The organism is Cellulomonas sp. T2.31MG-18 (assembly GCF_964266755.1).
GTDB lineage: Bacteria > Actinomycetota > Actinomycetes > Actinomycetales > Cellulomonadaceae > Cellulomonas.
In genome coordinates this window covers 913,492-936,166 of the sequence record NZ_CAXWGW010000001.1, presented here as the reverse complement: position 1 = coordinate 936,166, position 22,675 = coordinate 913,492, and the positions used below count along the sequence as shown (strand labels likewise).

At 71.1% G+C, this 22,675-nt stretch carries 37 protein-coding genes; 3 read left to right on the top strand and 34 right to left on the bottom strand.

What is annotated here, in order from left to right:
* Positions 1-26: 26 nt before the first annotated feature.
* The 3 genes from rpsI to ACFQTY_RS04380 all read right to left on the bottom strand — a co-directional run bounded on the left by rpsI (position 27) and on the right by ACFQTY_RS04380 (position 2,152).
* A complete protein-coding gene (gene rpsI, locus ACFQTY_RS04390) occupies positions 27-515 on the bottom strand; it encodes a 30S ribosomal protein S9 (RefSeq protein ID WP_263729660.1) in 489 nt (162 codons plus the stop codon).
* Positions 516-553: 38 nt separating this feature from the next.
* The gene (gene rplM / locus ACFQTY_RS04385) at positions 554-1,003 is read right to left on the bottom strand and encodes a 50S ribosomal protein L13 (RefSeq protein ID WP_263729661.1); all 450 of its coding nucleotides are present in this window, start codon (positions 1,001-1,003) and stop codon (positions 554-556) included.
* A gap of 228 nt (positions 1,004-1,231) precedes the next feature.
* Entirely contained in the window at positions 1,232-2,152 is a 921-nt protein-coding gene (locus tag ACFQTY_RS04380; protein ID WP_378097722.1) for a LysR family transcriptional regulator ArgP, read from the bottom strand.
* Between the two features lie 19 nt (positions 2,153-2,171).
* Between ACFQTY_RS04380 and ACFQTY_RS04375 the strand changes: the two genes are divergently transcribed.
* Positions 2,172-2,816, top strand: coding sequence for a LysE/ArgO family amino acid transporter (locus ACFQTY_RS04375; protein WP_378097719.1), 645 nt, complete (start codon positions 2,172-2,174; stop codon positions 2,814-2,816).
* 108 nt (positions 2,817-2,924) lie between these two features.
* Positions 2,925-3,374, top strand: a complete 450-nt coding sequence (locus ACFQTY_RS04370; protein WP_378097716.1) for a DUF5709 domain-containing protein — start codon at positions 2,925-2,927, stop codon at positions 3,372-3,374.
* Between the two features lie 106 nt (positions 3,375-3,480).
* On the opposite strand, the gene truA is transcribed toward ACFQTY_RS04370, so the two are convergent.
* Complete coding sequence (gene truA / locus ACFQTY_RS04365; protein WP_378097713.1) at positions 3,481-4,404, bottom strand: tRNA pseudouridine(38-40) synthase TruA; 924 nt, start codon at positions 4,402-4,404, stop codon at positions 3,481-3,483.
* Positions 4,405-4,437: 33 nt separating this feature from the next.
* Between truA and ACFQTY_RS04360 the strand changes: the two genes are divergently transcribed.
* Positions 4,438-5,202: an ROK family protein gene (locus ACFQTY_RS04360; protein WP_291757883.1), complete on the top strand. Its 765-nt coding sequence runs from the start codon at positions 4,438-4,440 to the stop codon at positions 5,200-5,202.
* Here the strand turns inward: ACFQTY_RS04360 and ACFQTY_RS04355 are convergent.
* From ACFQTY_RS04355 to rplD, 30 genes are all read right to left on the bottom strand, one after another.
* On the bottom strand, positions 5,104-6,000 hold the full coding sequence (locus tag ACFQTY_RS04355) for an alpha/beta fold hydrolase (RefSeq protein ID WP_378097709.1): 897 nt from the start codon (positions 5,998-6,000) through the stop codon (positions 5,104-5,106). The genes ACFQTY_RS04360 and ACFQTY_RS04355 overlap by 99 nt on opposite strands.
* Positions 6,001-6,120: 120 nt before the next feature.
* Complete coding sequence (rplQ, locus tag ACFQTY_RS04350) at positions 6,121-6,684, bottom strand: 50S ribosomal protein L17 (RefSeq protein WP_378097706.1); 564 nt, start codon at positions 6,682-6,684, stop codon at positions 6,121-6,123.
* Positions 6,685-6,760: 76 nt separating this feature from the next.
* Positions 6,761-7,774 carry a DNA-directed RNA polymerase subunit alpha gene (locus ACFQTY_RS04345; RefSeq protein WP_291757890.1) on the bottom strand — a complete coding sequence of 338 codons (1,014 nt, stop codon included), beginning with the start codon at positions 7,772-7,774 and terminating at the stop codon, positions 6,761-6,763.
* Between the two features lie 134 nt (positions 7,775-7,908).
* Positions 7,909-8,313, bottom strand: coding sequence for a 30S ribosomal protein S11 (gene rpsK / locus ACFQTY_RS04340; RefSeq protein ID WP_291757892.1), 405 nt, complete (start codon positions 8,311-8,313; stop codon positions 7,909-7,911).
* Positions 8,314-8,358: 45 nt separating this feature from the next.
* Positions 8,359-8,739: a 30S ribosomal protein S13 gene (gene rpsM / locus ACFQTY_RS04335; RefSeq protein WP_263729672.1), complete on the bottom strand. Its 381-nt coding sequence runs from the start codon at positions 8,737-8,739 to the stop codon at positions 8,359-8,361.
* A 179-nt stretch (positions 8,740-8,918) separates the two neighbouring features.
* The gene (rpmJ, locus tag ACFQTY_RS04330; protein ID WP_088289657.1) at positions 8,919-9,032 is read right to left on the bottom strand and encodes a 50S ribosomal protein L36; all 114 of its coding nucleotides are present in this window, start codon (positions 9,030-9,032) and stop codon (positions 8,919-8,921) included.
* A 55-nt stretch (positions 9,033-9,087) separates the two neighbouring features.
* A complete protein-coding gene (infA, locus tag ACFQTY_RS04325) occupies positions 9,088-9,309 on the bottom strand; it encodes a translation initiation factor IF-1 (protein ID WP_029290613.1) in 222 nt (73 codons plus the stop codon).
* Positions 9,310-9,655: 346 nt separating this feature from the next.
* The gene (locus ACFQTY_RS04320) at positions 9,656-10,582 is read right to left on the bottom strand and encodes a hypothetical protein (RefSeq protein WP_378097699.1); all 927 of its coding nucleotides are present in this window, start codon (positions 10,580-10,582) and stop codon (positions 9,656-9,658) included.
* A gap of 290 nt (positions 10,583-10,872) precedes the next feature.
* Positions 10,873-11,694 carry a type I methionyl aminopeptidase gene (gene map / locus ACFQTY_RS04315; RefSeq protein ID WP_378097696.1) on the bottom strand — a complete coding sequence of 274 codons (822 nt, stop codon included), beginning with the start codon at positions 11,692-11,694 and terminating at the stop codon, positions 10,873-10,875.
* A 5-nt stretch (positions 11,695-11,699) separates the two neighbouring features.
* A complete protein-coding gene (locus ACFQTY_RS04310) occupies positions 11,700-12,281 on the bottom strand; it encodes an adenylate kinase (protein WP_378097693.1) in 582 nt (193 codons plus the stop codon).
* Positions 12,278-13,573, bottom strand: coding sequence for a preprotein translocase subunit SecY (gene secY / locus ACFQTY_RS04305; protein ID WP_263729676.1), 1,296 nt, complete (start codon positions 13,571-13,573; stop codon positions 12,278-12,280). Before secY ends, ACFQTY_RS04310 begins: the two co-directional genes overlap by 4 nt.
* A 167-nt stretch (positions 13,574-13,740) precedes the next feature.
* Entirely contained in the window at positions 13,741-14,451 is a 711-nt protein-coding gene (gene rplO / locus ACFQTY_RS04300) for a 50S ribosomal protein L15 (RefSeq protein WP_378099108.1), read from the bottom strand.
* Between the two features lie 2 nt (positions 14,452-14,453).
* Positions 14,454-14,636, bottom strand: a complete 183-nt coding sequence (gene rpmD / locus ACFQTY_RS04295; RefSeq protein ID WP_263729677.1) for a 50S ribosomal protein L30 — start codon at positions 14,634-14,636, stop codon at positions 14,454-14,456.
* Positions 14,636-15,283 carry a 30S ribosomal protein S5 gene (gene rpsE, locus ACFQTY_RS04290; protein ID WP_291757903.1) on the bottom strand — a complete coding sequence of 216 codons (648 nt, stop codon included), beginning with the start codon at positions 15,281-15,283 and terminating at the stop codon, positions 14,636-14,638. The genes rpmD and rpsE overlap by 1 nt, the downstream gene beginning before the upstream one ends.
* Positions 15,284-15,320: 37 nt before the next feature.
* Positions 15,321-15,692, bottom strand: a complete 372-nt coding sequence (rplR, locus tag ACFQTY_RS04285; RefSeq protein ID WP_263729681.1) for a 50S ribosomal protein L18 — start codon at positions 15,690-15,692, stop codon at positions 15,321-15,323.
* Positions 15,693-15,695: 3 nt separating this feature from the next.
* Positions 15,696-16,235: a 50S ribosomal protein L6 gene (gene rplF, locus ACFQTY_RS04280; protein ID WP_263729682.1), complete on the bottom strand. Its 540-nt coding sequence runs from the start codon at positions 16,233-16,235 to the stop codon at positions 15,696-15,698.
* 25 nt (positions 16,236-16,260) lie between these two features.
* Complete coding sequence (gene rpsH / locus ACFQTY_RS04275; RefSeq protein ID WP_263729683.1) at positions 16,261-16,659, bottom strand: 30S ribosomal protein S8; 399 nt, start codon at positions 16,657-16,659, stop codon at positions 16,261-16,263.
* Positions 16,660-16,745: 86 nt separating this feature from the next.
* Entirely contained in the window at positions 16,746-16,931 is a 186-nt protein-coding gene (locus ACFQTY_RS04270; protein ID WP_263729684.1) for a type Z 30S ribosomal protein S14, read from the bottom strand.
* Position 16,932: 1 nt separating this feature from the next.
* A complete protein-coding gene (gene rplE / locus ACFQTY_RS04265; RefSeq protein WP_263729685.1) occupies positions 16,933-17,505 on the bottom strand; it encodes a 50S ribosomal protein L5 in 573 nt (190 codons plus the stop codon).
* Positions 17,505-17,846, bottom strand: coding sequence for a 50S ribosomal protein L24 (rplX, locus tag ACFQTY_RS04260; RefSeq protein WP_263729687.1), 342 nt, complete (start codon positions 17,844-17,846; stop codon positions 17,505-17,507). The genes rplE and rplX overlap by 1 nt, the downstream gene beginning before the upstream one ends.
* A gap of 2 nt (positions 17,847-17,848) precedes the next feature.
* The gene (gene rplN, locus ACFQTY_RS04255) at positions 17,849-18,217 is read right to left on the bottom strand and encodes a 50S ribosomal protein L14 (protein WP_263729688.1); all 369 of its coding nucleotides are present in this window, start codon (positions 18,215-18,217) and stop codon (positions 17,849-17,851) included.
* A gap of 130 nt (positions 18,218-18,347) precedes the next feature.
* Complete coding sequence (gene rpsQ / locus ACFQTY_RS04250; RefSeq protein WP_263729689.1) at positions 18,348-18,638, bottom strand: 30S ribosomal protein S17; 291 nt, start codon at positions 18,636-18,638, stop codon at positions 18,348-18,350.
* Positions 18,639-18,645: 7 nt separating this feature from the next.
* A complete protein-coding gene (gene rpmC, locus ACFQTY_RS04245) occupies positions 18,646-18,885 on the bottom strand; it encodes a 50S ribosomal protein L29 (protein WP_263729690.1) in 240 nt (79 codons plus the stop codon).
* Positions 18,885-19,304, bottom strand: a complete 420-nt coding sequence (gene rplP / locus ACFQTY_RS04240; protein WP_263729691.1) for a 50S ribosomal protein L16 — start codon at positions 19,302-19,304, stop codon at positions 18,885-18,887. The genes rpmC and rplP overlap by 1 nt, the downstream gene beginning before the upstream one ends.
* Before the next feature lie 3 nt (positions 19,305-19,307).
* Positions 19,308-20,123, bottom strand: coding sequence for a 30S ribosomal protein S3 (rpsC, locus tag ACFQTY_RS04235; protein WP_263729692.1), 816 nt, complete (start codon positions 20,121-20,123; stop codon positions 19,308-19,310).
* Positions 20,123-20,509 carry a 50S ribosomal protein L22 gene (gene rplV, locus ACFQTY_RS04230; RefSeq protein ID WP_263729693.1) on the bottom strand — a complete coding sequence of 129 codons (387 nt, stop codon included), beginning with the start codon at positions 20,507-20,509 and terminating at the stop codon, positions 20,123-20,125. Before rplV ends, rpsC begins: the two co-directional genes overlap by 1 nt.
* Positions 20,510-20,561: 52 nt before the next feature.
* Entirely contained in the window at positions 20,562-20,843 is a 282-nt protein-coding gene (gene rpsS, locus ACFQTY_RS04225) for a 30S ribosomal protein S19 (protein ID WP_263729694.1), read from the bottom strand.
* A 12-nt stretch (positions 20,844-20,855) separates the two neighbouring features.
* Positions 20,856-21,692: a 50S ribosomal protein L2 gene (gene rplB, locus ACFQTY_RS04220; RefSeq protein WP_263729695.1), complete on the bottom strand. Its 837-nt coding sequence runs from the start codon at positions 21,690-21,692 to the stop codon at positions 20,856-20,858.
* Between the two features lie 22 nt (positions 21,693-21,714).
* Positions 21,715-22,017: a 50S ribosomal protein L23 gene (rplW, locus tag ACFQTY_RS04215; RefSeq protein WP_299166694.1), complete on the bottom strand. Its 303-nt coding sequence runs from the start codon at positions 22,015-22,017 to the stop codon at positions 21,715-21,717.
* On the bottom strand, positions 22,014-22,670 hold the full coding sequence (rplD, locus tag ACFQTY_RS04210) for a 50S ribosomal protein L4 (protein WP_378097677.1): 657 nt from the start codon (positions 22,668-22,670) through the stop codon (positions 22,014-22,016). The genes rplW and rplD overlap by 4 nt, the downstream gene beginning before the upstream one ends.
* Between the last annotated feature and the right edge of the window lie 5 nt (positions 22,671-22,675).

Sequence of the window (22,675 nt, the reverse complement as noted above, 5' to 3'; positions counted from 1 at the left end):
CGGGGCCGTCGTGACGAAGTGCCTGATCAGCGCTTCGAGTACTGCGGAGCCTTGCGGGCCTTCTTCAGACCGGCCTTCTTGCGCTCCACGACGCGCGCGTCGCGGGTCAGGAAGCCGGCCTTCTTCAGTGCCGGGCGGTTGTGCTCGGCGTCGATCGCGTTCAGCGCACGGGCGATGCCGAGGCGCAGGGCGCCGGCCTGGCCGGTGACGCCGCCGCCGCTGACCCGGGCGATGATGTCGAAGCGACCCTCGACGTCCACCACCTTCAGCGGGGAGCTGACCAGCTGCTGGTGCAGCTTGTTCGGGAAGTAGTCCTCGAGCGTCCGCCCGTTGATCGTCCAGGTGCCGGTGCCGGGCACCAGGCGGACGCGGGCGATGGCCTCCTTGCGGCGGCCGAGCGCCTGGCCCGGTGCCGTCAGGGACTGGCCACGCCCTGTGGGGGCCGCCGTCTCAGAGGTGTAGCTGGTGGGCGTGTCGTCGCCCTCGGTGTCGTAGTCGACTGTGGTCTCCGCCACGGGGATCCTCGCGTTCCGTCGTTCGTCGCAGCGGGGCCTCAGCCCTGCTGCGCCACCTGGATGAGCTCGAAGGGCTTCGGCTGCTGCGCGGCGTGCGGGTGCTCCGGACCCGTGTACACCTTGAGCTTGCCCAGCTGCTGGCGGCCGAGCGTTGTCTTGGGCAGCATGCCCCGCACGGCCTTCTCGATCGCGCGCTCCGGGTGCGTGGCCAGGAGCTCGGTGTAACCGGTGGCCGTCAGACCGCCCGGGAAACCGGAGTGCCGGTAGGCGACCTTGGTCTCCCGCTTGGTGCCGGTGAGGGCGACCTTCTCGGCGTTGATGACGATGACGAAGTCACCGCCGTCGACGTGAGGAGCGAACGTCGGCTTGTGCTTGCCACGCAGCAGCGTGGCCACATGGGTGGCCAGGCGGCCCAGGACGACATCGGTCGCGTCGATGACGTACCAGGTCCGCTCGACGTCGCCGGGCTTCGGGGTGTACGTGCGCACGGGTGTGAGCCTTCTGGTCAGTGATGCATGTCGAGGCCGCGGACGACTCGCAGAGCGAGCAGCCCGTGACGGGTATGTCGAGGCATCCCGATCCGGCGAGTGGGATCACCGGGTGCAGCCATCGGTGCCAGGTGGTGAGAAGCCACCGGCGCACGACAGGGGACGCGCAACGACACACCAGGGTAACTGAGAGCGGCACCACGGCAAAACCCGTCCGTCGGCGACCCGTCAGACCGCGACGGGCGCCTGCCGCAGCGCGCTGCGGGCGACCTCCACCACCCGGTCGGACAGCTCGTCGAGCGCCCGGGTCCGGATGGCCCAGCGCTGCCACCACAGCGACACGTCCAACCACGCGCCGGGAGCGAGGTCGACGAGCACACCGGCCGGCGCGAGGTGGTCGGCCTCCTGCTCGGACACCATCCCCCAGCCCAGGCCCGCGGCGATCACCGAGACGTACGCCGAGCTGGACGGGACGTGGTGCACCCGACGCAGCCCGGCGCCGCCGCCCAGCATCGTGACGAACCGGTGCTGCAACGCGTCCTCCGCGGTGAACGCGACGGCCGGCGCCGTGGCGAGCGCCCGCGCGAGACGACGCCGCTCCCGCGAACCGCCGAGCGGCACGTCGGCCAGGTGACGTGCGACGAAGGACGCGGATGCCATCGCGCGGTACCGGGCCGACCCGAGCGGTACCGAGCGGCAGCCCTGCACCGCCCGTCCGTCACCGGTCACCGCGGCCATCACCGTGCCGTCCCGGAGCAGCTGAGCCGTCCGGTCCTGGTCCTCCCGGTGGACCTCGACCGTGACGTCGTCGCCGACGCTCGAGAGGACCTGGACGAACCAGGTGGCGAGCGAGTCGGCGTTGACGGCCACCGGCAGCCGGTCCGCGGGCCCGCCCAGCTGCCCCAGCGCATGCCGCGCCTCCGTGTCCAGGGCGGCGCGCTGGCCGGCGAGCCGCACCAGCACCTCTCCGGCCGCCGTCGGGCGGCACGGCCTCGTCCTGAGCACCAGCACCTGGCCCGCGTGCTGCTCGAGCGCTCGGACACGCTGGCTGACCGCGCTCGGCGTCACGTGCAGCGTCTGCGCGGCGGCGTCGAACGTGCCCTCGGCGACGACCGCCGCGAGAGTCGTCAGCTGCTCGGCGTCGTACACATGAGCAATGCTACAGATGATGCAGAAACCTGAACTTCCCTGTCGGAGCGCATCCGCCTACCGTCCCTCCGTGATCGCCATCCGTGGCCTGCTCAGCGGCCTGTCCCTCATCGTCGCCATCGGCGCGCAGAACGCCTTCGTGCTGCGGCAGGGCCTGCGCCGTGAGCACATCGGCGCCGTCGTCGTCCTCTGCGTCCTGGCCGACGCCGTGCTCATCGCCCTGGGTACCGCCGGGCTCGGCGCCGTCGTGCAGGCCCACCCGACCGCACTCACCGCCGTGCGCGTCGGAGGCGCCGCCTTCCTGCTGTGGCTCGCCGCTGACGCCGTGCGACGTGCCGTGCGGCCGGGCGTCCTCGACCCCGCCACCTCGGGCCCCGCACGCCTACGCCCGGTGCTCGCCACGAGCGCCGCGCTGACGTTCCTCAACCCGCACGTCTACCTCGACACCGTGCTGCTGCTCGGCGCGCTCGCCCAGCAGGCGGGAGCCGCCCGGTGGCAGTTCGCCGCCGGCGCTGCAGTCGCCAGCGTCGTCTGGTTCACCGCCCTGGGCTACGGGGCCGTGCACCTGCGGCCGCTCTTCGCCCGCCCCGGTGCCTGGCGGGTCCTCGACCTGCTCGTCGCCGCCGTCATGGCGACGATCGCCGTGCGGCTGGTCCTCGACTGAGCCGACGGCGCACCCCAGGCGCACGACGCCGCACGGTGCGCCCGCACCGCACGGGCTTGGTGCCCCGCACCCGTGGCGCCGCCGGCCGACGGATGCCACGGTGGAGCCATGACCGAGGAGACCCCAGCCACCAGCACCGACGCCGCACTCGGTTCCGAGGGTGACGCCGACCAGCTCCCGCGCGAGGACATGCTGCTCGAGCGCGGCGTGGAGGACCTGCTCGACGAGGGCTACTCCCCGCCCGAGCGCGGCCGCAGCACCCACTACGGCGAGACGGCGTGGGAGGAGGAGCACCGGGAGACGATCGACCAGCGGGCACGGCAGGAGGAGCCCGAGGTCTGGGAGATGCCGGAGGGCCCGAGCGGCGACCGCGAGGAGTACCGCGCCGGCCGCCTCGAGGCCGACGACGACGCGGTGGAGGCCGGCGTGACCGACACCTTCGCGCACGACGTCGGCGTCGCCGGCGGCGCGGCCAGCGCCGAGGAGGCAGCGGTGCACGTCATCCCCGACCCCGACCAGCAGGAACCGTTGTACCGGGCGGACGACGAGCACGAGTGAGCGGGGCGTCGCGGCACGCCCCGCTCGGGCGCGTCAGCGACCTCGTCGGATCGTCGCGCCGCGCGGTACGGGACCCCGCCGCTGACGGTGTGCCGTCCGGGCGTGGTCAGTCGCACTCGCAGCCGGGGGCGCCGGCGGCTTCCTCCGGCCGGCGCCGCGCCCGGGTCTGCACCGCACGCTCCGCCAGCTCGGCGTCCGGCGGGTAGCGCACCTCCTCGAGCGTGAGGCCGTGCGGCGGCACGACGGCCGCAGCCCCGTCGCGCCGACGTCCGGCGAGCAGCTCGGCCGCCCACCCGGCGGGGCGTCGCCCCTCGCCGATGACGAGGCTCGCGCCGACGAGCGCCCGCACCATCGAGTGGCAGAACGCGTCCGCCTGCACCTGGGCGACCACCAGGCCCTCGTCCGGCCCGCCGGTCACGCGACTCCACTCGAACCGCTCCAGGGTGCGGATGGTCGTGGCCTCCGGCCGTGGCTTGCAGAACGCGGCGAAGTCGTGGCGTCCGACGAGCGGGCGCGCCGCTGCCGCCATCGCGTCGGCGTCGAGCGCCCGCCGGTGCCACAGCACGTGACCGCGGCGCAACGGGTCGCGGAGCGCCGCGTCGTCGCAGACGCGGTAGACGTAGCGGCGTCGCAGTGCGGAGAACCGAGCGTCGAACCCGCTCGGCGCCACGGTCACGCGATGCACGACCAGGTCGCCGGGCAGCACGCCGGCCAGCCGGGCCACGAGCGCCGTCGGGCCGTCCCGGTCCGACCGCCCCCGAGTCGCCAGCAGCGCCGCCACACCGACGTCGACGTGCGCCACCTGTCCTCTGGCGTGCACCCCGGCGTCGGTTCGACCGGCCACCGTTACCCGAGGCAGGGCCTCGCCCCGAGGCGCCGCGCGCAGGACCGTTGCGAGGGCGTCCTCCAGCACGCCCTGCACCGTCCGCAGCGCGGGCTGCCGCGCCCAGCCCGCGAAACCCGTGCCGTCGTAGGCCAGGTCGAGGCGCAGCCGGACGACGGGGTCCGCGGCGGTGGTCACGGCGGACACCGTAGCCGCACGGGGCCCCGCTACCGTGGTCCGGTGGCGAACCCGTCGGACCCGTTCACCCTCGCCGTGGACTGCGGCGGAGGCGGCATCAAGGCGTCGGTGCTGGACGGCGCCGGCACGCTCCACGCGCCGCCGGTCCGGGTGCCGACGCCCTACCCCCTCCCCCCGGACCGGCTGGTGCAGACGGTCGCGGAGCTCGGTGCCGCCCTTCCCCCGTTCAGCCGAGCGACCGTCGGCATGCCGGGCATGATCCGGCACGGCGTCGTCGTGGCCACGCCGCACTACGTCACCCGGTCGGGTCCGCGCAGCACCGTGCTGCCCGAGCTGGTCGACGCCTGGGCGGGCTGCGACATCCGCGCCCTGATCGAGGACCGCCTCGGTGTGCCGGCGCTGGTGCTGAACGACGCGGAGGTGCACGGCGCGGGCGTGGTGTCCGGCACCGGCGTGGAGCTCGTGCTCACCCTCGGCACCGGGCTCGGCTCCGCACTGTTCGACGGCGGCAGACTGGCGCCCCACCTCGAGCTGTCCCATGCGCCGCTGCGCCGCAGCACCACGTACGACTCGTACATCGGCCAGCCGGAACGGGCCCGGCTCGGCGACGCGCTGTGGTCGCGCCGGGTGCGGCACGTCGTCGAGGGCTTCCGGCCGGTGTTCTGGTGGGACCGGCTCTACCTCGGTGGCGGCAACTCCCGCCACATCTCACCGCAGGTGCTGGACCGGCTCGGTGACGACGTCGTCGTGGTGCCCAACCAGGCGGGCATCGTCGGCGGCGTCCGCGCCTGGTCGCTGACCCTCTGACGTCGGTCCGACGCCGCGCGGCACCGCTCCCTCGAGGACGCTCTCGACCTCGGCGACCGCCTCGAGCAGCACCCGGGTGAACCGCGTCGGACGCACCAGGCTGACCAGGTGCGTCGCGCCGGGAACGACCACCAGCCGACCGTGCCGGCACGCACGCAGGAAGGCGCGCTCCTCACCGCGGAAGTGGTCGAACCGACCGTTGACCAGCCACACGGGTGCGTCGACCCGAGCCAGGTCCTCCAGCGGCCGCGCCGACCGCATCGCGTGCAGGACGTCGCCCATCACCTCGAGGGCGAACCCGCCGGCACCCGAGTCGGCCGCGCCCGCGGGTGGGAGCATCCGCTCGACGAGCACCTGGTTCAGGCGTGCGCCCGCGTCCGGCAGCCGGGCGATCACGCTCGCCGCAACCGCCCAGGCGTCCACCAGCGGCGGCCACGGGCGCGTGCAGCAGGACGCGGCGACCAGGCCGACCACCTGCTCCGGGTGTCGCGCGGCGTGCGCGATCGCCACGTAGCCACCGAGCGACAGCCCGACCACGAGCGCGCGGCCCCCGACGTCGTCGACGGCGCGCACCAGCGTCTCGTCCGCCGCCTCGACGCTGAACCGTTCCCCGCGCCGCACGCCGTGCCCGGGCAGGTCGACCGCCACCGCCGTGCGACCCGACCGCTCCAGCGCCTCGACCTGGACCCGCCACATGGTGCGGGACGTGCGCAGCCCGTGCACCAGCACGACCGGCACCGTCGACCGCCGCGGCTCGGCCCCTGCCGACGCCGACCGCTCCCGGTCCCTCTCGGTCACGGCCCGACGCTAGGCCGTCCGTCACCGCGGTGCCCAGGTTCAGCCGGCGGACGCAGGAGAGCCCGGGACATCCCCTCTGCGGATGTCCCGGGCTCTCGTGTGGTGCTGCGGTGCTGCGGATCAGGCCTTGTCGGCGTCGCTCTCGGGGGCGTCGTCGGCGGCCGTGTCGGCGGCAGGCTCGTTCGGGGTCTCCTCGGCGACAGCCGCGGACTCCTCGACCGGGGTCTCGCTCTCCTCGACCGGAGCGGCGGCGACCGGCGCGGCCGCGGGTGCCGCCTTGGCGGTCGCGCGCGTCGCCTCCTTCACGACGGCCTGCTTCGGCGAGAGCGGCTCGAGCACCAGCTCGATGACCGCCATCGGCGCGTTGTCACCCTTGCGGGCGCCGATCTTGGTGATGCGCGTGTAGCCACCCTGACGCTCGGCGACCGCGGGTGCGATCTCCGTGAACAGGACGTGCACGACGCCCTTGTCCTTGACGACCGTCATCACCCGACGACGGGCGTGCAGGTCGCCGCGCTTGGCGAACGTGATGAGCCGCTCGGCGAGGGGGCGCAGGCGCTTGGCCTTGGCCTCCGTCGTCGTGACACGCTGGTGCTCGAACAGCTGCGTCGCGAGGTTCGCGAGGATCAGCCGCTCGTGAGCCGGTCCGCCACCGAGCCGGGGTCCCTTGGTGGGCGTGGGCATGGTCTCTACTCCTTGAGTTCTGGTGATGGTCGACGCGCGCGGCCCGTCGAGCGACGGGCCGGCGCGTTCCCCGGCGTCAGTACTGCTCGTCCTCGCTGAAGTCGACCTCGTCGTCGGCGTAGTAGCCGGCACCGGCCGTCGCGTCGAAGTCGATCGGGCTGTCCTTCAGGCTCAGTCCCAGCTCGGCCAGCTTCTCCTTGACCTCGGTGATGGACTTCGCACCGAAGTTGCGGATGTCGAGCAGGTCGGCCTCGGACCGTGCGACGAGCTCGCCCACCGTGTGGATGCCCTCGCGCTTGAGGCAGTTGTACGACCGGATGGTCAGCTGGAGGTCCTCGATCGGCAGCGCCAGGTCGGCGGCGAGCGCGGCGTCCGTCGGCGACGGGCCGATCTCGATGCCCTCGGCCTCGACGTTGAGCTCGCGGGCCAGCCCGAACAGCTCGACCAGCGTCTTGCCGGCGGAGGCCAGCGCGTCGCGCGGGCTGATCGCCGGCTTGGTCTCGACGTCCACGATCAGCTTGTCGAAGTCGGTGCGCTGCTCGACGCGGGTCGCCTCGACCTTGTAGGTCACCTTGAGCACCGGCGAGTAGATCGAGTCGACGGGGATCCGGCCGATCTCGGTGTCGAACGACTTGTTCTGGCTGGCGGAGACGTAGCCACGGCCACGCTCGACGGTCAGCTCGATCTCGAGCTTGCCCTTGTCGTTCAGCGTCGCCAGGTGCAGCTCGGGGTTGTGCACCTCGACACCGGCCGGCGGGACGATGTCCGCCGCGGTCACCTGACCGGCACCCTGCTTGCGCAGGTACATGACCACCGGCTCGTCGTTCTCGGAGGAGACGACCAGGTTCTTGATGTTGAGGATCAGCTCGGTGACGTCCTCCTTGACCCCCGGCACGGTGGAGAACTCGTGCAGCACGCCGTCGATGCGGATGCTGGTCACGGCCGCACCCGGGATGGACGACAGGAGCGTCCGGCGCAGGGAGTTGCCGAGCGTGTAGCCGAAGCCCGGCTCCAGCGGCTCGATGGAGAACCGCGAGCGGTGCTCCGAGATGACCTCTTCGGTCAGGGTGGGGCGCTGTGCGATCAGCACGGTGGGGTTCCTCTCAGCGGGCGTCCGCCATATGACGCTCCGCAGTGACGTGCAATGACCGCGCGCGGTCTCGGTCCACCGGCGCGGTCGGCGCACCGGTCCGTGCGACAGGGCACGGACCGGTGCGATCGAGCTCAGACGCGACGGCGCTTCGGCGGACGGCAGCCGTTGTGGGCCTGCGGCGTCACGTCCTGGATCGAGCCGACCTCGAGGCCCGCCGACTGCAGCGAGCGGATCGCGGTCTCACGGCCGGAGCCGGGACCCTTGACGAACACGTCGACCTTGCGCATGCCGTGCTCCTGCGCCTTGCGCGCGGCGGCCTCGGCCGCCAGGCCCGCGGCGAACGGGGTCGACTTGCGCGAGCCCTTGAAGCCGACGTCGCCGCCCGACGCCCAGGCGATCACGGCGCCGGACGGGTCGGTGATGGAGACGATCGTGTTGTTGAAGGTGCTCTTGATGTGCGCCTGGCCGTGGGAGACGTTCTTCTTCTCCTTGCGGCGCGGCTTGCGCACGGAGCTGGTGCGGGTCTTGGGGGGCATCTGCTTCTTCTCTCGGGGTCTGCGGGTCGTCCGACGACGGGCGGGCTACTTGCGCCCGGCCTTCTTCTTGCCGGCGACGGTGCGCTTGGGGCCCTTGCGGGTGCGGGCGTTGGTCTTGGTGCGCTGACCACGCACCGGCAGGCCGCGGCGGTGGCGCAGCCCCTGGTAGCAGCCGATCTCGACCTTGCGGCGGATGTCGGCGGCGACCTCGCGCCGCAGGTCACCCTCGAGCTTGTAGTTGCCCTCGAGGTAGTCGCGCAGAGCGACGAGCTCCGCGTCCCCGAGGTCCTTGACGCGGACGTCCGGGCTGATGCCGGTCGCCTTCAGGGTCTCGGTCGCACGCGTGCGGCCGACCCCGTAGATGTAGGTGAGCGCAACCTCGAGCCGCTTCTCGCGGGGGAGGTCGACGCCGATGAGACGTGCCATGTGCCTGGTGGCTCCTGCAACTTCGTCGGAGGTCTGCCGCACCGTCCTCCCGCGAGCCTGCGGGCCCCGGCCTCCGAGCCGGGGGTGTCACCGGTGCCGACGTCTGCACGACGGCGACCGGTGCGGCGGTGCGCTGATCGGGTCCCGTCACCGGGACCCGGGGTGGTGCTGGTGGCTGCTCAGCCCTGGCGCTGCTTGTGGCGCTGGTTCTCGCAGATCACCATGACGCGACCGTGCCGGCGGATCACCTTGCACTTGTCGCAGATCTTCTTGACGCTCGGCTTGACCTTCATGGTTCCCTCCGCCGCCGGGCACCCTCGCAGGTGAGACGGCGTGGTCGAGTGGTGATTACTTGTAGCGGTAGACGATGCGCCCGCGGGACAGGTCGTACGGGCTCAGCTCCACCACGACGCGGTCCTCGGGGAGGATCCGGATGTAGTGCTGACGCATCTTGCCCGAGATGTGGGCGAGAACCTTGTGCCCGTTGCTCAGCTCGACGCGGAACATCGCGTTCGGCAGAGCCTCGACCACCGAGCCCTCGATCTCGATGACACCGTCCTTCTTTGCCATGTCCTCCGCTGCCTGTCGGTCCGTACGTGTCGACCCACGACACGCGACCCGCCAGAGCTGACGCCCCGGCGACTCGTGCCATCGTGGAGGGTGCTGCCGGTCTCCCCGTCCAGACAGGGCGGGGGATGACGACCTTGCCCGCCCACGCCGCAGCGCAGGATGACGCACACCCAACGGGCGATCCTACGCCATCGGCCGCACCCCGGGAAACCGGCCCGGTGAGAGCCCCGGCACACCCGCCCGCGACATCCGGGTGCCGGGTACGTCGGCGGCGCGCCACGGCCGTCGGGCACGGACCGGTGGCGCGCCGCGCACCTGCGTCAGGAGAGGTGCGGCGCCGCCGGCCTCATCGCATCGCGCCGCGACGGCGGAGCACCAGCAGAAGCACGCCTGCTGCCACGAGCACGACCGCTGCGACTGCGACACCGATCGGCGCCGCACCGGTCTGCGCCAACGAGCCGGTGCGGTCCTCGGCTGCCAGCACGGCGCTGACGACCTGTGGGCTGGCGCTCTGGGTGGAGTCCGGCGCGGACAGCACGACGTCGACGACGTCCCGCGAGGAAGAAGCGCTCGGCTTCGGCGTCGCGACCGGTGCAGCCGTGGCACTCGGGGTCGCCGCCGGAGCGACTGTCGCGCTCGCGGACGCCGTGGGCGCGGTCGTGGCCGCACGGCTCGGGCCGACGGTGGGGATCGTCTCGACCGGTCCGGGCGTCTCGGTCGGGACGACGACGGGTGCGGCGGGCGCCTTCGGCGTGGTGGTCGGCGTCGGGGTCGGGACGGCTGTGGCCGAGGCGCACGCAGGGACCTCGACGAGCTTGTCCAGGGTCCAGTGCTGCGCGGCGAAGATCGGTGGCCAGCCGATGGTCATCTTCGGGTAGCTCGGCGCCGGGGTGTCGGTGAACAACGACTCCGTGCCGTACGCCTGGTCCTCCTGCACCGCCCAGCCGGAGCCGCACAGCTCGACACCCGCCACGGCCAGCGCGGTCCGAACCTGGTCGAGCGTCACCGGGCGGTACTCGGCGCCCGACCAGGTCGCCACCAGGTACTGCTGCGTGGAGTTCTTCCAGGACGCGGGCCGGCTGGCGTCGCGCTTGCGGTAGACGTACGCGCCGGTCGCGGTCGCGGGTGCGGCATGCGTGCCACCACGCGGGGGGAACGGATGCGCAGGGACTCCCTGGGACTCGTCCTGCCCCCCACCGCCCGCGTCCACACAGCTGGCCGCGGCCGACGCACCCGTGGCGAGGCCGATCATCATCACCGTCCCGGTGAGCACGGCCGCTGCAGCTCTGAGGCCGCGGCGGGGGACGGAGCTTCCATGACGAGAACTGCGCAGCATGGTCCACCCATCGATGCGGGCAGGCGTCAGCGCTGAGGCACCTGCCGGGGAACGCGAGCACCAGTGCCGCTGCGTGCGTGACGCACGCGCTCGCGCCCCCTGGCCCGTGGCGGGATCCTTCCCGCGCGAGCGACCATATCGGACATACCGGACCGATGTGGGCAATCCACAGCCCTGACCAGCCTCAACGGGAATGCCACCCGATCAGGTGATCCAGCTCGGCGCTCTCAGCCCGGCGTCGCGGTCCGCACTCCCCGCTCGCCGAGACGGGCCGCGCCGCCGTCCTCGGCCGTGAGCACCCAGAGCGCCCCCTCCAGCACCGCGACGGTGTGCTCCCAGTGCGCGGCCCGGGACCCGTCGTCCGTCACCACCGTCCACCCGTCGGCGAGCTCGTGCGTGTCACCCGAACCGCGCGTCAGCATCGGCTCGACGGCCAGCACCATGCCGGGCGTCACCCGGTGCCCCCTCGGTCGAAACCGATAGTTCGGCACGTCGGGTGGCTGGTGCATCGCGGTGCCGATGCCGTGCCCGACGTAGTCCTGCACGATCCCGTAGCGCACCGGACCCGAGTCGACCAGGTTCTCCACGGCCTCCCCGACCACACCGATGCGGTCCCCGCCGGCAAGAGCGGCGATGCCGGCCCACATCGCCGCCTCGGTCGTCGCGACCAGCGCCTCGTCGGCAGGATCGCCCTCGCCGACCACCGTGCTGAAGGCGCTGTCGCCGTGCCATCCGTCCACGATCGCGCCGCAGTCGACGGACACGAGGTCGCCCGAGCGGACCACCCGCTCCCCCGGGATGCTGTGGACCACCTCGTCGTTCACCGAGACGCAGATCGTCGCCGGATACCCCTCGTACCCGAGGAAGGACGGCGTGGCACCCGACGAGGCGATCACCCGTGCCGCCACGGCGTCGAGCTGGGCCGTGGTCGCACCGGGTACGAGCGCGGCCCGCACCTCCGCCAGCGCCGCCGCGACGACGAGCCCCGCGCGCCGCATGGCGCATACCTCGTCGAGCGACTTCAGCTCGATCCGCTCCCGGCCGGCCACGCCGGTCAGTGATGCAGCGCGGGCTCGATCGCCGCGAGCAGGCGGTCGGTCACCTCGTCGATCTCGCCGAGCCCGTCGACCCGCACCAGCAGCCCACGCTCGGCGTACACGCCCGACAGCGGCGCGGTCTGGTCGGCGTAGACGTCGAGCCTGTGGCGGATCACGTCCTCCGTGTCGTCCACCCGACCCTCGATCTGGGCGCGCTTCAGCAGACGCTCCACGACGACCTCGGCATCGGCGGTGATCTCCACGACCACGTCGAGAGCCCGGCCGGCGTCGGCGAGGATCGCGTCGAGCGCATCGACCTGGGCGAGGTTCCGCGGGTACCCGTCGAGCAGGAAGCCCTCGGCCGCGTCGGGCTCCGCGAGGCGGGCACGGACCAGCTCGTCCGTCAGCTCGTCCGGGACCAGCGCGCCCACGGAGGTGTACTCCACGACCCGTCGCCCGAGCTCGGTCCCGCCCTTGATGTTGCTGCGGAAGATGTCGCCCGTGGAGATCGCGGGGACGCCGAGCTTGTCGCAGATGCGCGCGGCCTGCGTGCCCTTGCCGGCACCGGGAGGACCGAACAGGACCAGGCGGACGCTCACCGCAGGAACCCTTCGTAGTGCCGCTGCTGCAGCTGGGACTCGATCTGCTTCACCGTCTCCAGACCGACGCCCACGATGATCAGGATCGACGACCCGCCGAAGGGGATGTTGCCGCCGACCTTCATCAGGGCGAACGCCACGGTCGGCACCAGCGCCACGAAGGCCAGGTAGATCGAGCCGGGAGCCGTGATGCGGGTGATCACGTAGTCGAGGTACTCGGCCGTCGGACGTCCCGCACGGATGCCGGGGATGAAGCCGCCGTACTTCTTCATGTTGTCGGCGACCTCGTCCGGGTTGAACGTGATGGCCGTGTAGAAGTAGCAGAAGAAGATGATCAGCAGCGTGTAGATCACCATGTGCAAGGGGGCACTGGAACTGGCGAGGTACTTGCCGACCCACTTCACCCAGCCGGTCGTCTGGTTGCCGAACTGGGCCAGCAGCACCGGCACCTGCAGCAGCGACGACGCGAAGATGATCGGGATCACGCCCGACATGTTGATCTTGATCGGGATGTACGTGCTGGAGCCGCCGTACATCTTCCGGCCGACCATCCGCTTGGCGTACTGCACCGGGATGCGCCGCTGGGACTGCTCGACGAAGACGACGAGCGCGATGACCAGCACGATGATCGCGAGCACCACGATGAACTTGCTCACGCCGCCGTTGCCGCCGGCGATCGACCACATGTTCGAGGGGAACCGCGCGGCGATCGAGGTGAAGATCAGCAGGGACATGCCGTTGCCGACGCCACGCTCCGTGATGAGCTCGCCGAGCCACATGATCAGGCCGGTACCGGCGGTCATCGTGATGACCATGACGAGCATGGTCACCCAGCTGCTGTTGGGGATCACGCTCTGCGTGCAGCCCTGGAACAGGTTGCCGGACCGGGCGACCGCGATGATCGTCGTCGACTGCAGGATCGCCAGGCCGATGGTGAGGTACCGGGTGTACTGGGTGAGCCGCGACTGACCCGCCTGGCCCTCCTGGTACAGCTCCTCGAACTTGGGGATCACCACGCGCAGCAGCTGCACGATGATGCTCGCGGTGATGTAGGGCATGATCCCGAGCGAGAACACCGACAGCTGGAGCAGGGCTCCGCCGCTGAACAGGTTGACGATGCCGAGCAGGTCGTTGCTGGCCGTCTGCTTGATGCAGGCCTGGACGTTGGGGTACGACACCCCGGGCGTCGGGAGGAACGACCCGATCCGGAACACCACCATGATCGCGATGGTGAAGAGCAGCTTGCGCCGCAGGTCGGGCGTACGGAACGCCCGCACGAATGCGCTGAGCACCTGTCCTCCTGGCACCGCCCGTCGGCGGCATCTCGTCCGGCCGGAGCACTCCGGCCGGGCCGCCTGCGACGCGTCGCAGGCACCTGGGGAACCCTAACGGATGGCCCAGGGTGCCGGAACGGGGCCGGTGAGCGAGGGTCTCGCCACCGGCCCCGTTCCGGATCGAATCAGTCCTGCGCGACGGTCCCGCCGGCAGCGACGATCTTGTCCTTCGCGGACGCGGACAGAGCGTCCACGGCCACGGAGACCTTGACCGTCAGCTCACCGTCGCCGAGCACCTTGACCGGCTTGCCCTTGCGGACAGCGCCCTTGGCCACCAGGTCCGCGACGGTGACGTCGCCCCCGTCCGGGTAGAGCTCCGAGAGGCGGTCGAGGTTGACCACCTGGTACTCGACACGGAACGGGTTGGTGAACCCGCGCAGCTTGGGAAGGCGCATGTGCATCGGCATCTGGCCACCCTCGAACCGCTCGGGCACCTGGTACCGGGCCTTCGTGCCCTTGGTGCCGCGACCGGCGGACTTGCCCTTGGACGCCTCACCACGACCCACACGGGTCTTGGCGGTCTTCGCGCCCGGGGCCGGCCGCAGGTGGTGCACGCGCAGCGTGCCACCCGCGCCGGGGACGGCGGCGGCCTCGGCCGCCTCCTTCGCCGCGGCCGAGACCGCAGGCGTGGCCTTGGCCTTCGCCGGAGCCTTGGCGACCTTCTCGGTCTTCTCGGCCTTGGTCGCCTTCTCCGCCTTGGCAGCAGCCGGCTTCTCGGCAGCGGGCTTCTCAGCCGCTGCCTTCGACGCCTTGGCAGGGGCGGCCTTCGCCGCCGCAGCCTTCTTCGCCGGGGCCTTCGCCTCGGTCGTCTCGTCAGCCTTCTTCTCGTCGGCCATGGTCACTCGACCTCCTCGACCGCGACGAGGTGCGTCACCGTGCGGACCATGCCGCGGATCTCGGGACGGTCCTCCTTGACGACCACATCACCGATCCGCTTCAGGCCCAGGGTGCGCAGCGTGTCGCGCTGGTTCTGCTTGCCGCCGATGGCGGACCTGGTCTGGGTCACCTTGAGTCGTGCCATCACGCACCGACCTTCGCAGCCGTCGCAGCGGCACGACCGGCGGCCTGCGCCCGCAGGAGCGGGGCCGGCACGACGTGCTCGAGGGGGAGCCCGCGGCGTGCTGCCACGGCGGCCGGCTCCTCGAGGCCGCGCAGGGCGGCAACGGTCGCGTGCACGATGTTGATGGAGTTGGACGACCCGAGCGACTTGCTCAGCACGTCGTGGATGCCGGCGCACTCCAGCACCGCGCGCACCGGACCACCGGCGATCACACCGGTACCCGGCGAAGCGGGACGCAGGAAGACGACACCGGCAGCGGCCTCACCCTGGACGGGGTGCGGGATGGTGCCCTGGATGCGCGGGACGCGGAAGAAGTTCTTCTTCGCCTCCTCGACACCCTTGGCGATCGCCGCGGGCACCTCCTTGGCCTTGCCGTAGCCGACGCCGACGGTGCCGTCGCCGTCGCCCACCACGACGAGCGCGGTGAAGCTGAAGCGACGACCACCCTTGACGACCTTGGCCACACGGTTGATCGTCACGACGCGCTCGACGAACGCGCTCTTCTCAGCGGCGTCCTGCCGACGGCCGCCGTCCCGGCGGCCACCATCGCGGCGGTCGCCGCCGGCGCCACCCTGGGCACCGGTGTTGCTGCGTGCAGGTGCAGCCATCAGTGGATCCTCTTCTTCGTCTGGACGTGCGTCGTGGTCACAGCGTCAGGCCTCCCTCGCGGGCACCGTCGGCGACCGCGGCCACGCGACCGTGGTACTTGTTGCCGCCGCGGTCGAACACGACGGCCTCGATGCCGGCGGCCTTCGCGCGCTCGGCGATGAGCTCGCCGACCTTGCGGGCCTTGGCCGACTTGTCGCCCTCGGCGCCGCGGAGGTCGACCTCGAGGGTCGACGCGGAGACGAGCGTCCGGCCCACGGCGTCGTCCACGACCTGGGCCGTGATGTGACGCGTGGAGCGGGTGACGACGAGGCGCGGACGTGCGGCCGTGCCGACGACCTTCTTGCGCAGGCGCAGGTGACGGCGCTTGCGCGCGATCGCCTTGCCCTTGCCCTTGATGCTGATCGCCATGGCTTACTTCCCAGCCTTTCCGACCTTGCGCCGCACGACCTCGTCCGCGTACTTGACGCCCTTGCCCTTGTACGGCTCGGGCTTGCGGATCTTGCGGATGTTCGCGGCGACCTCGCCCACCTGCTGCTTGTCGATGCCCGTCACCGTGAACTTGGTGGGGGTCTCGACCGAGAAGGTGATGCCATCCGGAGGCTCGACCGTGACCGGGTGGCTGAAGCCCAGGGCGAACTCGAGGTTCGAGCCCTTGGCCTGCACGCGGTACCCGGTACCGACGATCTCGAGCTTCTTGCTGTAGCCGTCCGTCACGCCGACGACCATGTTGGCCAGGAGCGTGCGGGTGAGGCCGTGCAGCGAGCGCGACGCGCGCTCGTCGTCAGGCCGGGACACCACGAGGGCGCCGGCGTCGTCGCGCGCCACCTGGATGGGCGCCGCTACGGTGTGGACCAGCGAACCCTTGGGACCGTTGACGGTCACCACGGCGCCGTCGATGTCGACCTGGACGCCGGCCGGGACCGGGACGGGGATCCTGCCGATACGAGACATGGGCTTCTCCTCTCCGTCTCTGTCGTTACCAGACGTAGGCGAGGACTTCCCCACCCACGCCCTTCTTGGCGGCCTGCTTGTCCGTCAGCAGCCCGGACGACGTGGACAGGATCGCCACGCCCAGGCCGCCGAGCACCTTCGGCAGGTTGGTCGACTTGGCGTACACGCGCAGGCCCGGCTTGGACACGCGCTTGACGCCGGCCAGCGCACGCTCGCGGTGCGGGCCGTACTTCAGGGTCACGACGAGGTTCTTGCCCACCTCGGCGTCCTCGACGGTCCAGCCGGCGATGTAGCCCTCGGCCTGCAGGATCTCGGCGATGTGCGACTTCAGCTTCGAGAACGGGATGCTCACCGAGTCGTGGTGCGCGGAGTTGGCGTTGCGCAGCCGCGTCAGGAAGTCGGCGATCGGGTCGGTCATGGTCATGGGGCGTCGCCCCTCTCTCGCCGGGGTATCCCGGTCCCGCCGTTGCGGGACCGGGACCTACCGACGTCTGTCTCCTACAGGGTTCGTTACCAGCTGCTCTTGGTGACGCCGGGCAGCTCGCCGCGGTGCGCCATCTCGCGCACGCAGATCCGGCACAGGCCGAACTTGCGGTACACCGAGCGGGGGCGGCCGCAGCGCTGGCAGCGGTTGTATCCACGCACACCGAACTTCGGCGTGGCGTTCGCCTTGTTGACGAGGGCGGTCTTCGCCATGTCAGTCCTCCTTGAACGGGAAGCCGAGGGCCTTGAGGAACGCGCGTCCCTCGTCGTCCGTGGTGGCCGTGGTGACGACCGTGATGTCCATGCCGCGCACGCGGTCGATGTTGTCCTGGTCGATCTCGTGGAACACCGACTGCTCGGTCAGACCGAACGTGTAGTTGCCGTGACCGTCGAACTGCTTGGCCGACAGCCCGCGGAAGTCGCGGATGCGCGGCAGCGCGATCGACAGCAGGCGGTCCAGGAACTCCCAGGCCCGGTCGCCGCGCAGCGTGACGTGCGCGCCGATCGGCATCCCCTCGCGCAGCTTGAACTGCGCGATCGAGGTGCGGGACTTGGTCACCTGCGGCTTCTGGCCGGTGATGGCGGTGAGGTCGCGGACGGCTCCGTCGATCAGCTTGGAGTCCCGCGCGGCCTCGCCGACGCCCATGTTCACGACGACCTTGACGAGGCGCGCGACCTGGTTGACGTTCTCGTGGCCGAACTGCTTGAGCAGCGCGTCACGGATCTCGGCGTTGTAGCGCGCCTTCAGCCGCGGCTGTGCCGGCGCGTCGATGGTGGTCTGCGTCATCAGATGTCCTTACCGGAGCGCTTGGCCACGCGGACGCGGACCGTACGGGTGCGACCGTCACGCTCGACCTGCTCGGTGCGGTAGCCCACCCGGGTGCCCTTCTTGGTCTCCGGGTCGACCAGCATCACGTTGCTGATGTGGATGGGAGCCTCGACGGTCTCGATGCCACCGGTCCGGGTGCCGCGCTGGGTCTGGCCGGCCTTGACGTGCTTGGTCACCCGCTGCACGCCCTCGACGACCACGCGCTGGGTCTCGACGAGAACCTCCAGGACGCGACCCTGCTGGCCCTTGTCCCGGCCCGAGATGACGACGACGAGGTCGCCCTTCTTGATCTTGGCCATGGTCAGAGCACCTCCGGCGCCAGCGAGATGATCTTCATGAACTTCTTGTCGCGGAGCTCGCGACCGACCGGACCGAAGATGCGGGTGCCACGGGGCTCCCCGTCGTTCTTCAGGATCACCGCCGCGTTCTCGTCGAACTTGATGTACGAACCGTCGGCGCGACGGCGCTCCTTGCGGGTGCGGACGACGACCGCCTTGACGACGTCGCCCTTCTTCACGTTCCCGCCCGGGATCGCGTCCTTCACCGTGGCGACGATGACGTCACCGATGCCGGCGTAGCGGCGACCGGACCCGCCGAGCACACGGATGCACAAGATCTCCTTGGCACCCGTGTTGTCGGCGACGCGCAGCCGCGTCTCCTGCTGGATCATCTACCTGCTCCTGTCGTCTGGCGGGTTCTCGCCGCCCGGTCTCCCGGACGGACGAGCCTGGCCGAACGGATAGTTGCCGTGGTGCACACGTCGCGGACCGGGGTCCGCCCGTGGGCAACTGCCTGTCTGCCTACTTGGCCTTCTCGAGGACCTCGACCACGCGCCACCGCTTGGTGGCCGACAGCGGACGCGTCTCCATGATGAGCACGAGGTCGCCGATGCCCGCCGAGCTGAGCTCGTCGTGCGCCTTCACCTTGCTCGTACGTCGCATGACCTTGCCGTAGAGCGGGTGCTTGACCCGGTCCTCGACCTCGACCACGACGGTCTTCTCCATCTTGTCGCTGACGACGTAGCCCCGGCGCGTCTTGCGGTACGCGCGGTGCTCGGACGTCGCCGTCGTCGACTCGTTCTTGGTGCTCATGCGATCCTCACTCGCTCGGGCTCGGGGCGGTCCGGATGCCGAGCTCGCGCTCGCGCAGGATCGTGTAGATCCGGGCGATGTCGCGGCGGACGGCCTTGAGCCGACCGTGGCTCTCCAGCTGGCCCGTGGCCGACTGGAAGCGGAGGTTGAACAGCTCCTCCTTGGCCTTCTTCAGCTCGGCGACGAGACGCTCGTCGTCGTAGCCGTCCAGCTCGCTCGGCGCGAGGTCCTTGGTTCCGACGGCCATCAGCTGGCACCTCCCTCGCGGACCAGGAAACGGGTCTTCATCGGGAGCTTGTGCTGCGCGCGGCGCATGGCCTCACGAGCGAGCTCCTCGGGGACCCCGGCCAGCTCGAAGAGCACCCGGCCGGGCTTGACGTTGGCGATCCACCACTCCGGCGAACCCTTGCCGGAACCCATGCGGGTCTCGGCGGGCTTCTTGGTGAGCGGCCGGTCCGGGTACACGTTGATCCAGACCTTGCCGCCACGCTTGATGTGGCGGGTCATGGCGATACGAGCAGCCTCGATCTGCCGGTTGGTGACGTAGGCGGGCTCGAGAGCCTGGATGCCGAAGTCGCCGAAGGCGATGGAGGTGCCACCGGTCGCGGCGCCGGAGCGCCCGGGGTGGTGCTGCTTGCGGTGCTTCAGCCTGCGCGGGACGAGCACGGCTCAGGCCTCCGTTCCGGTCTCAGGGGTGGTGTCCGACGAGGGCGCGTCCGACTGCTCGGAACGCTCCGGCCGACGAGCACCGGCACGCGGGCCGCGCTCGGGACGGTCGCCCCGGTCGCCACGCGGACCACGCGACGGGCGGGGAGCCGCCGTCGCCTGCTCGCGGGCGAACTCCTTCTCGGTCATGTCGCCCTTGTAGACCCAGACCTTCACGCCGATGCGGCCGAAGGTGGTGCGGGCCTCGTGGAAGCCGTAGTCGATGTTGGCGCGCAGCGTGTGCAGCGGCACCCGACCCTCGCGGTAGAACTCCGTGCGGCTCATCTCCGCACCGCCGAGGCGGCCGGAGACCTGCACGCGGATGCCCTTCGCACCGGCGCGCTGGGCGGACTGGATGCCCTTGCGCATGGCGCGACGGAACGACACGCGGCTGGCGAGCTGCTCGGCGATGCCCTGCGCGACCAGCTGCGCCTCGATCTCGGCGTTCTTGACCTCGAGGATGTTGAGCTGCACCTGCTTGCCGGTGAGCTTCTCCAGCTCGCCGCGGATGCGGTCGGCCTCCGCGCCACGACGCCCGATGACGATGCCCGGGCGGGCGGTGTGGATGTCGACGCGAACCCGGTCACGGGTGCGCTCGATCTCGACCTTGGCGATGCCGGCGCGCTCGAGGCCCGTCGACATCAGCTTGCGGATCTGCACGTCCTCGCGCACGTAGTCGCGGTAGCGCTGACCGGTCTTGGTCGAGTCGGCGAACCACCGCGAGCGGTGGTCGGTCGTGATGCCCAGGCGGTACCCGAGCGGGTTGACCTTCTGTCCCACTATCGGGCCCGTCCCTTCGTGCTCTGTGCCGTCGCCTGCTCGCGCTCGGCGACCACCACGGTGATGTGGCTCGTGCGCTTGAGGATGCGGCCGGCACGACCCTGCGCGCGCGGCCGGAACCGCTTCATCGTCGGGCCCTCGTCCACGAAGATCTCGGAGACGTAGAGGTTCGCCTCGTCGAGCCGCGTGCTCGCTCGCTTGGCGCCCTCGACCGCGTTCGCGATCGCCGACTCCACGGTCTTGAGGACCGGCTGTGCCGCGACCTGCGGGGCGAACCGCAGCACGGCCACCGCCTCGCTGGCCTGCTTGCCACGGACGAGGTCCACGACGCGCCGGGCCTTCTGGGGCGTGACGCGGACGAACCGCGCCTTCGCCATGGCTTCCATCGCTGTCCTGCCTTCTGTCTGCGCCGTCAGGGCGTCGTCACCGACCCGGGGGTCAGCGGCGACGGCCCTTCCGGTCGTCCTTCTCGTGGCCGCGGAACGTCCGCGTGGGGGCGAACTCGCCGAGCTTGTGGCCGACCATCGACTCGGTGACGAACACCGGCGTGTGCTTGCGGCCGTCGTGCACGGCGAAGGTGTGGCCGAGGAACTCGGGCGTGATGACCGAGCGGCGCGACCACGTCTTGATGACGTTCTTCGTGCCCGCCGTGTTCTGGACGTCGACCTTCTTCTGCAGGTGGCCGTCGACGAACGGGCCCTTCTTCAGGCTGCGTGGCATCTCAGGCTCCTATCAGCGCTTCTTGCCGGTGCGCCGACGGCGCACGATGAGCTTGTCGCTCGGCTTGTTCGGACGACGGGTACGACCCTCGGGCTGGCCCCAGGGGCTGACCGGGTGACGGCCACCGGACGTCTTGCCCTCTCCACCACCGTGCGGGTGGTCGATCGGGTTCATCGCGACACCACGGACGGTCGGGCGCTTGCCCTTCCAGCGCATGCGGCCGGCCTTGCCCCAGTTGATGTTCGACTGCTCGGCGTTGCCGACCTCGCCGATCGTCGCGCGGCAGCGCAGGTCGACGTTGCGGATCTCACCGGACGGCATGCGCAGCTGGGCGTACGGCCCGTCCTTGGCGACGAGCTGCACCGAGGCACCCGCGGAGCGGGCGATCTTCGCACCGCCGCCGGGCCGCAGCTCGATGGCGTGGATGATCGTGCCGGTGGGGATGTTGCGCAGCGGCAGGTTGTTGCCCGGCTTGATGTCCGCCGTGGCACCGGCCTCGACGAGGTCGCCCTGGTTCAGCCGGTTCGGCGCGAGGATGTAGCGCTTCTCGCCGTCGGCGTAGTGCAGGAGCGCGATGCGCGCCGTGCGGTTGGGGTCGTACTCGATGTGCGCGACCTTGGCCGGCACGCCGTCCTTGTCGTGGCGACGGAAGTCGATCACCCGGTACGCCCGCTTGTGGCCGCCGCCGTGGTGGCGGGTGGTCACGCGGCCGGTCGAGTTGCGACCGCCCGACTTGGTCAGCGGACGGACCAGCGACTTCTCCGGCTCGGACCGCGTCAGCTCGACGAAGTCGGCCACGCTCGAGCCACGACGGCCCGGCGTCGTCGGCTTGTACTTACGGATTCCCATGTCAGTAGTCCTCTCGGGCCGCTCAGCCGACCGGTCCGCCGAAGATGTCGATCGAGCCCTCGCGGAGGGTGACGATCGCACGCTTCGTGGCCTTGCGACGGCCGATGCCGAACCGGGTCCGGCGGGCCTTGCCCTGCCGGTTGGCGGTGTTGACCGAGTCGACCTTGACGCCGAACACCTGCTCGACGGCGATCTTGATCTCGGTCTTGTTGGCCCGCGGGTCGACGAGGAACGTGTACTTGCCCTCGTCGAGCAGGCCGTAGCTCTTCTCCGAGACCACCGGGGCGATCAGGATGTCGCGCGGGTCCTTGCCGACGGTGCTCACTTGGTCTCCTCCTTGGCGGCCGAGGTGCCGGCGAGGAACGCGTCGAGCGCACCCTGCGTGAACACCACGTCGTCGCTGACGAGCACGTCGTAGGTGTTCAGCTGGTCAGCGACCAGCAGGTGCACCCGCTCGACGTTGCGCAGCGACTTCCACGTGATCTCGTCCGCCCGCTCGACGACCACCAGGACGTTCTTGCGACCCGACAGGTTGTCGAGCACCTTGATGGCGGCCTTGGTCGACGGCGCCTCGCCCGGGGCGAACCCGGAGACGACGTGCACGCGGCCGGCACGGGCGCGGTCCGAGAGAGCACCACGGAGCGCCGCGGCCTTCATCTTCTTCGGGGTCCGCTGGCTGTAGTCGCGCGGCGTCGGGCCGTGGACGACGCCACCGCCGGCGAACTGCGGTGCACGCGTCGAGCCCTGACGGGCGCGGCCGGTGCCCTTCTGCTTGTACGGCTTCTTGCCGCCACCGGACACCTCGCCACGAGTCTTCGTGGAGTGCGTGCCCTGGCGCGCCGCAGCGAGCTGCGCGACGACGACCTGGTGGATCAGCGGGATGTTGGTCTGCACGTCGAAGACGGCGCCGGGCAGGTCGGCCGTACCGGCCTTGTTGCCCTCGGCGTCCAGGACGTCGACGGTCAGCGTGTCACTCATCGTGG

What these genes read in the sequence shown, in the direction of transcription:
- rpmC (WP_263729690.1), bottom strand. Translation starts at nt 18,885, where the DNA reads ATGGCCGTCGGAACCAAGGACCTCGCGCCGAGCGAGCTGGACGGCTAC.
- rplB (WP_263729695.1), bottom strand. Translation starts at nt 21,692, where the DNA reads ATGGGAATCCGTAAGTACAAGCCGACGACGCCGGGCCGTCGTGGCTCG.
- rplD (WP_378097677.1), bottom strand. Translation starts at nt 22,670, where the DNA reads ATGAGTGACACGCTGACCGTCGACGTCCTGGACGCCGAGGGCAACAAG.
- rpsH (WP_263729683.1), bottom strand. Translation starts at nt 16,659, where the DNA reads ATGACCATGACCGACCCGATCGCCGACTTCCTGACGCGGCTGCGCAAC.
- ACFQTY_RS04375 (WP_378097719.1), top strand. Translation starts at nt 2,172, where the DNA reads ATGCAGAAACCTGAACTTCCCTGTCGGAGCGCATCCGCCTACCGTCCC.
- rplQ (WP_378097706.1), bottom strand. Translation starts at nt 6,684, where the DNA reads ATGCCCACGCCCACCAAGGGACCCCGGCTCGGTGGCGGACCGGCTCAC.
- rpsM (WP_263729672.1), bottom strand. Translation starts at nt 8,739, where the DNA reads ATGGCACGTCTCATCGGCGTCGACCTCCCCCGCGAGAAGCGGCTCGAG.
- rpsS (WP_263729694.1), bottom strand. Translation starts at nt 20,843, where the DNA reads ATGCCACGCAGCCTGAAGAAGGGCCCGTTCGTCGACGGCCACCTGCAG.
- rplE (WP_263729685.1), bottom strand. Translation starts at nt 17,505, where the DNA reads ATGACGCAGACCACCATCGACGCGCCGGCACAGCCGCGGCTGAAGGCG.
- rplF (WP_263729682.1), bottom strand. Translation starts at nt 16,235, where the DNA reads ATGTCTCGTATCGGCAGGATCCCCGTCCCGGTCCCGGCCGGCGTCCAG.
- rpsQ (WP_263729689.1), bottom strand. Translation starts at nt 18,638, where the DNA reads ATGAGCACCAAGAACGAGTCGACGACGGCGACGTCCGAGCACCGCGCG.
- rplV (WP_263729693.1), bottom strand. Translation starts at nt 20,509, where the DNA reads ATGGAAGCCATGGCGAAGGCGCGGTTCGTCCGCGTCACGCCCCAGAAG.
- ACFQTY_RS04370 (WP_378097716.1), top strand. Translation starts at nt 2,925, where the DNA reads ATGACCGAGGAGACCCCAGCCACCAGCACCGACGCCGCACTCGGTTCC.
- rplR (WP_263729681.1), bottom strand. Translation starts at nt 15,692, where the DNA reads ATGGCGATCAGCATCAAGGGCAAGGGCAAGGCGATCGCGCGCAAGCGC.
- rplO (WP_378099108.1), bottom strand. Translation starts at nt 14,451, where the DNA reads ATGGCCGACGAGAAGAAGGCTGACGAGACGACCGAGGCGAAGGCCCCG.
- infA (WP_029290613.1), bottom strand. Translation starts at nt 9,309, where the DNA reads ATGGCAAAGAAGGACGGTGTCATCGAGATCGAGGGCTCGGTGGTCGAG.
- ACFQTY_RS04270 (WP_263729684.1), bottom strand. Translation starts at nt 16,931, where the DNA reads ATGGCGAAGACCGCCCTCGTCAACAAGGCGAACGCCACGCCGAAGTTC.
- rpmD (WP_263729677.1), bottom strand. Translation starts at nt 14,636, where the DNA reads ATGGCACGACTCAAGGTGACCCAGACCAGGTCCGCCATCGGCGGCAAG.
- rplN (WP_263729688.1), bottom strand. Translation starts at nt 18,217, where the DNA reads ATGATCCAGCAGGAGACGCGGCTGCGCGTCGCCGACAACACGGGTGCC.
- rpmJ (WP_088289657.1), bottom strand. Translation starts at nt 9,032, where the DNA reads ATGAAGGTCAAGCCGAGCGTCAAGAAGATCTGCGACAAGTGCAAGGTG.
- rpsK (WP_291757892.1), bottom strand. Translation starts at nt 8,313, where the DNA reads ATGCCCCCCAAGACCCGCACCAGCTCCGTGCGCAAGCCGCGCCGCAAG.
- rpsE (WP_291757903.1), bottom strand. Translation starts at nt 15,283, where the DNA reads ATGGCTGCACCTGCACGCAGCAACACCGGTGCCCAGGGTGGCGCCGGC.
- rplX (WP_263729687.1), bottom strand. Translation starts at nt 17,846, where the DNA reads ATGGCCAAGATCAAGAAGGGCGACCTCGTCGTCGTCATCTCGGGCCGG.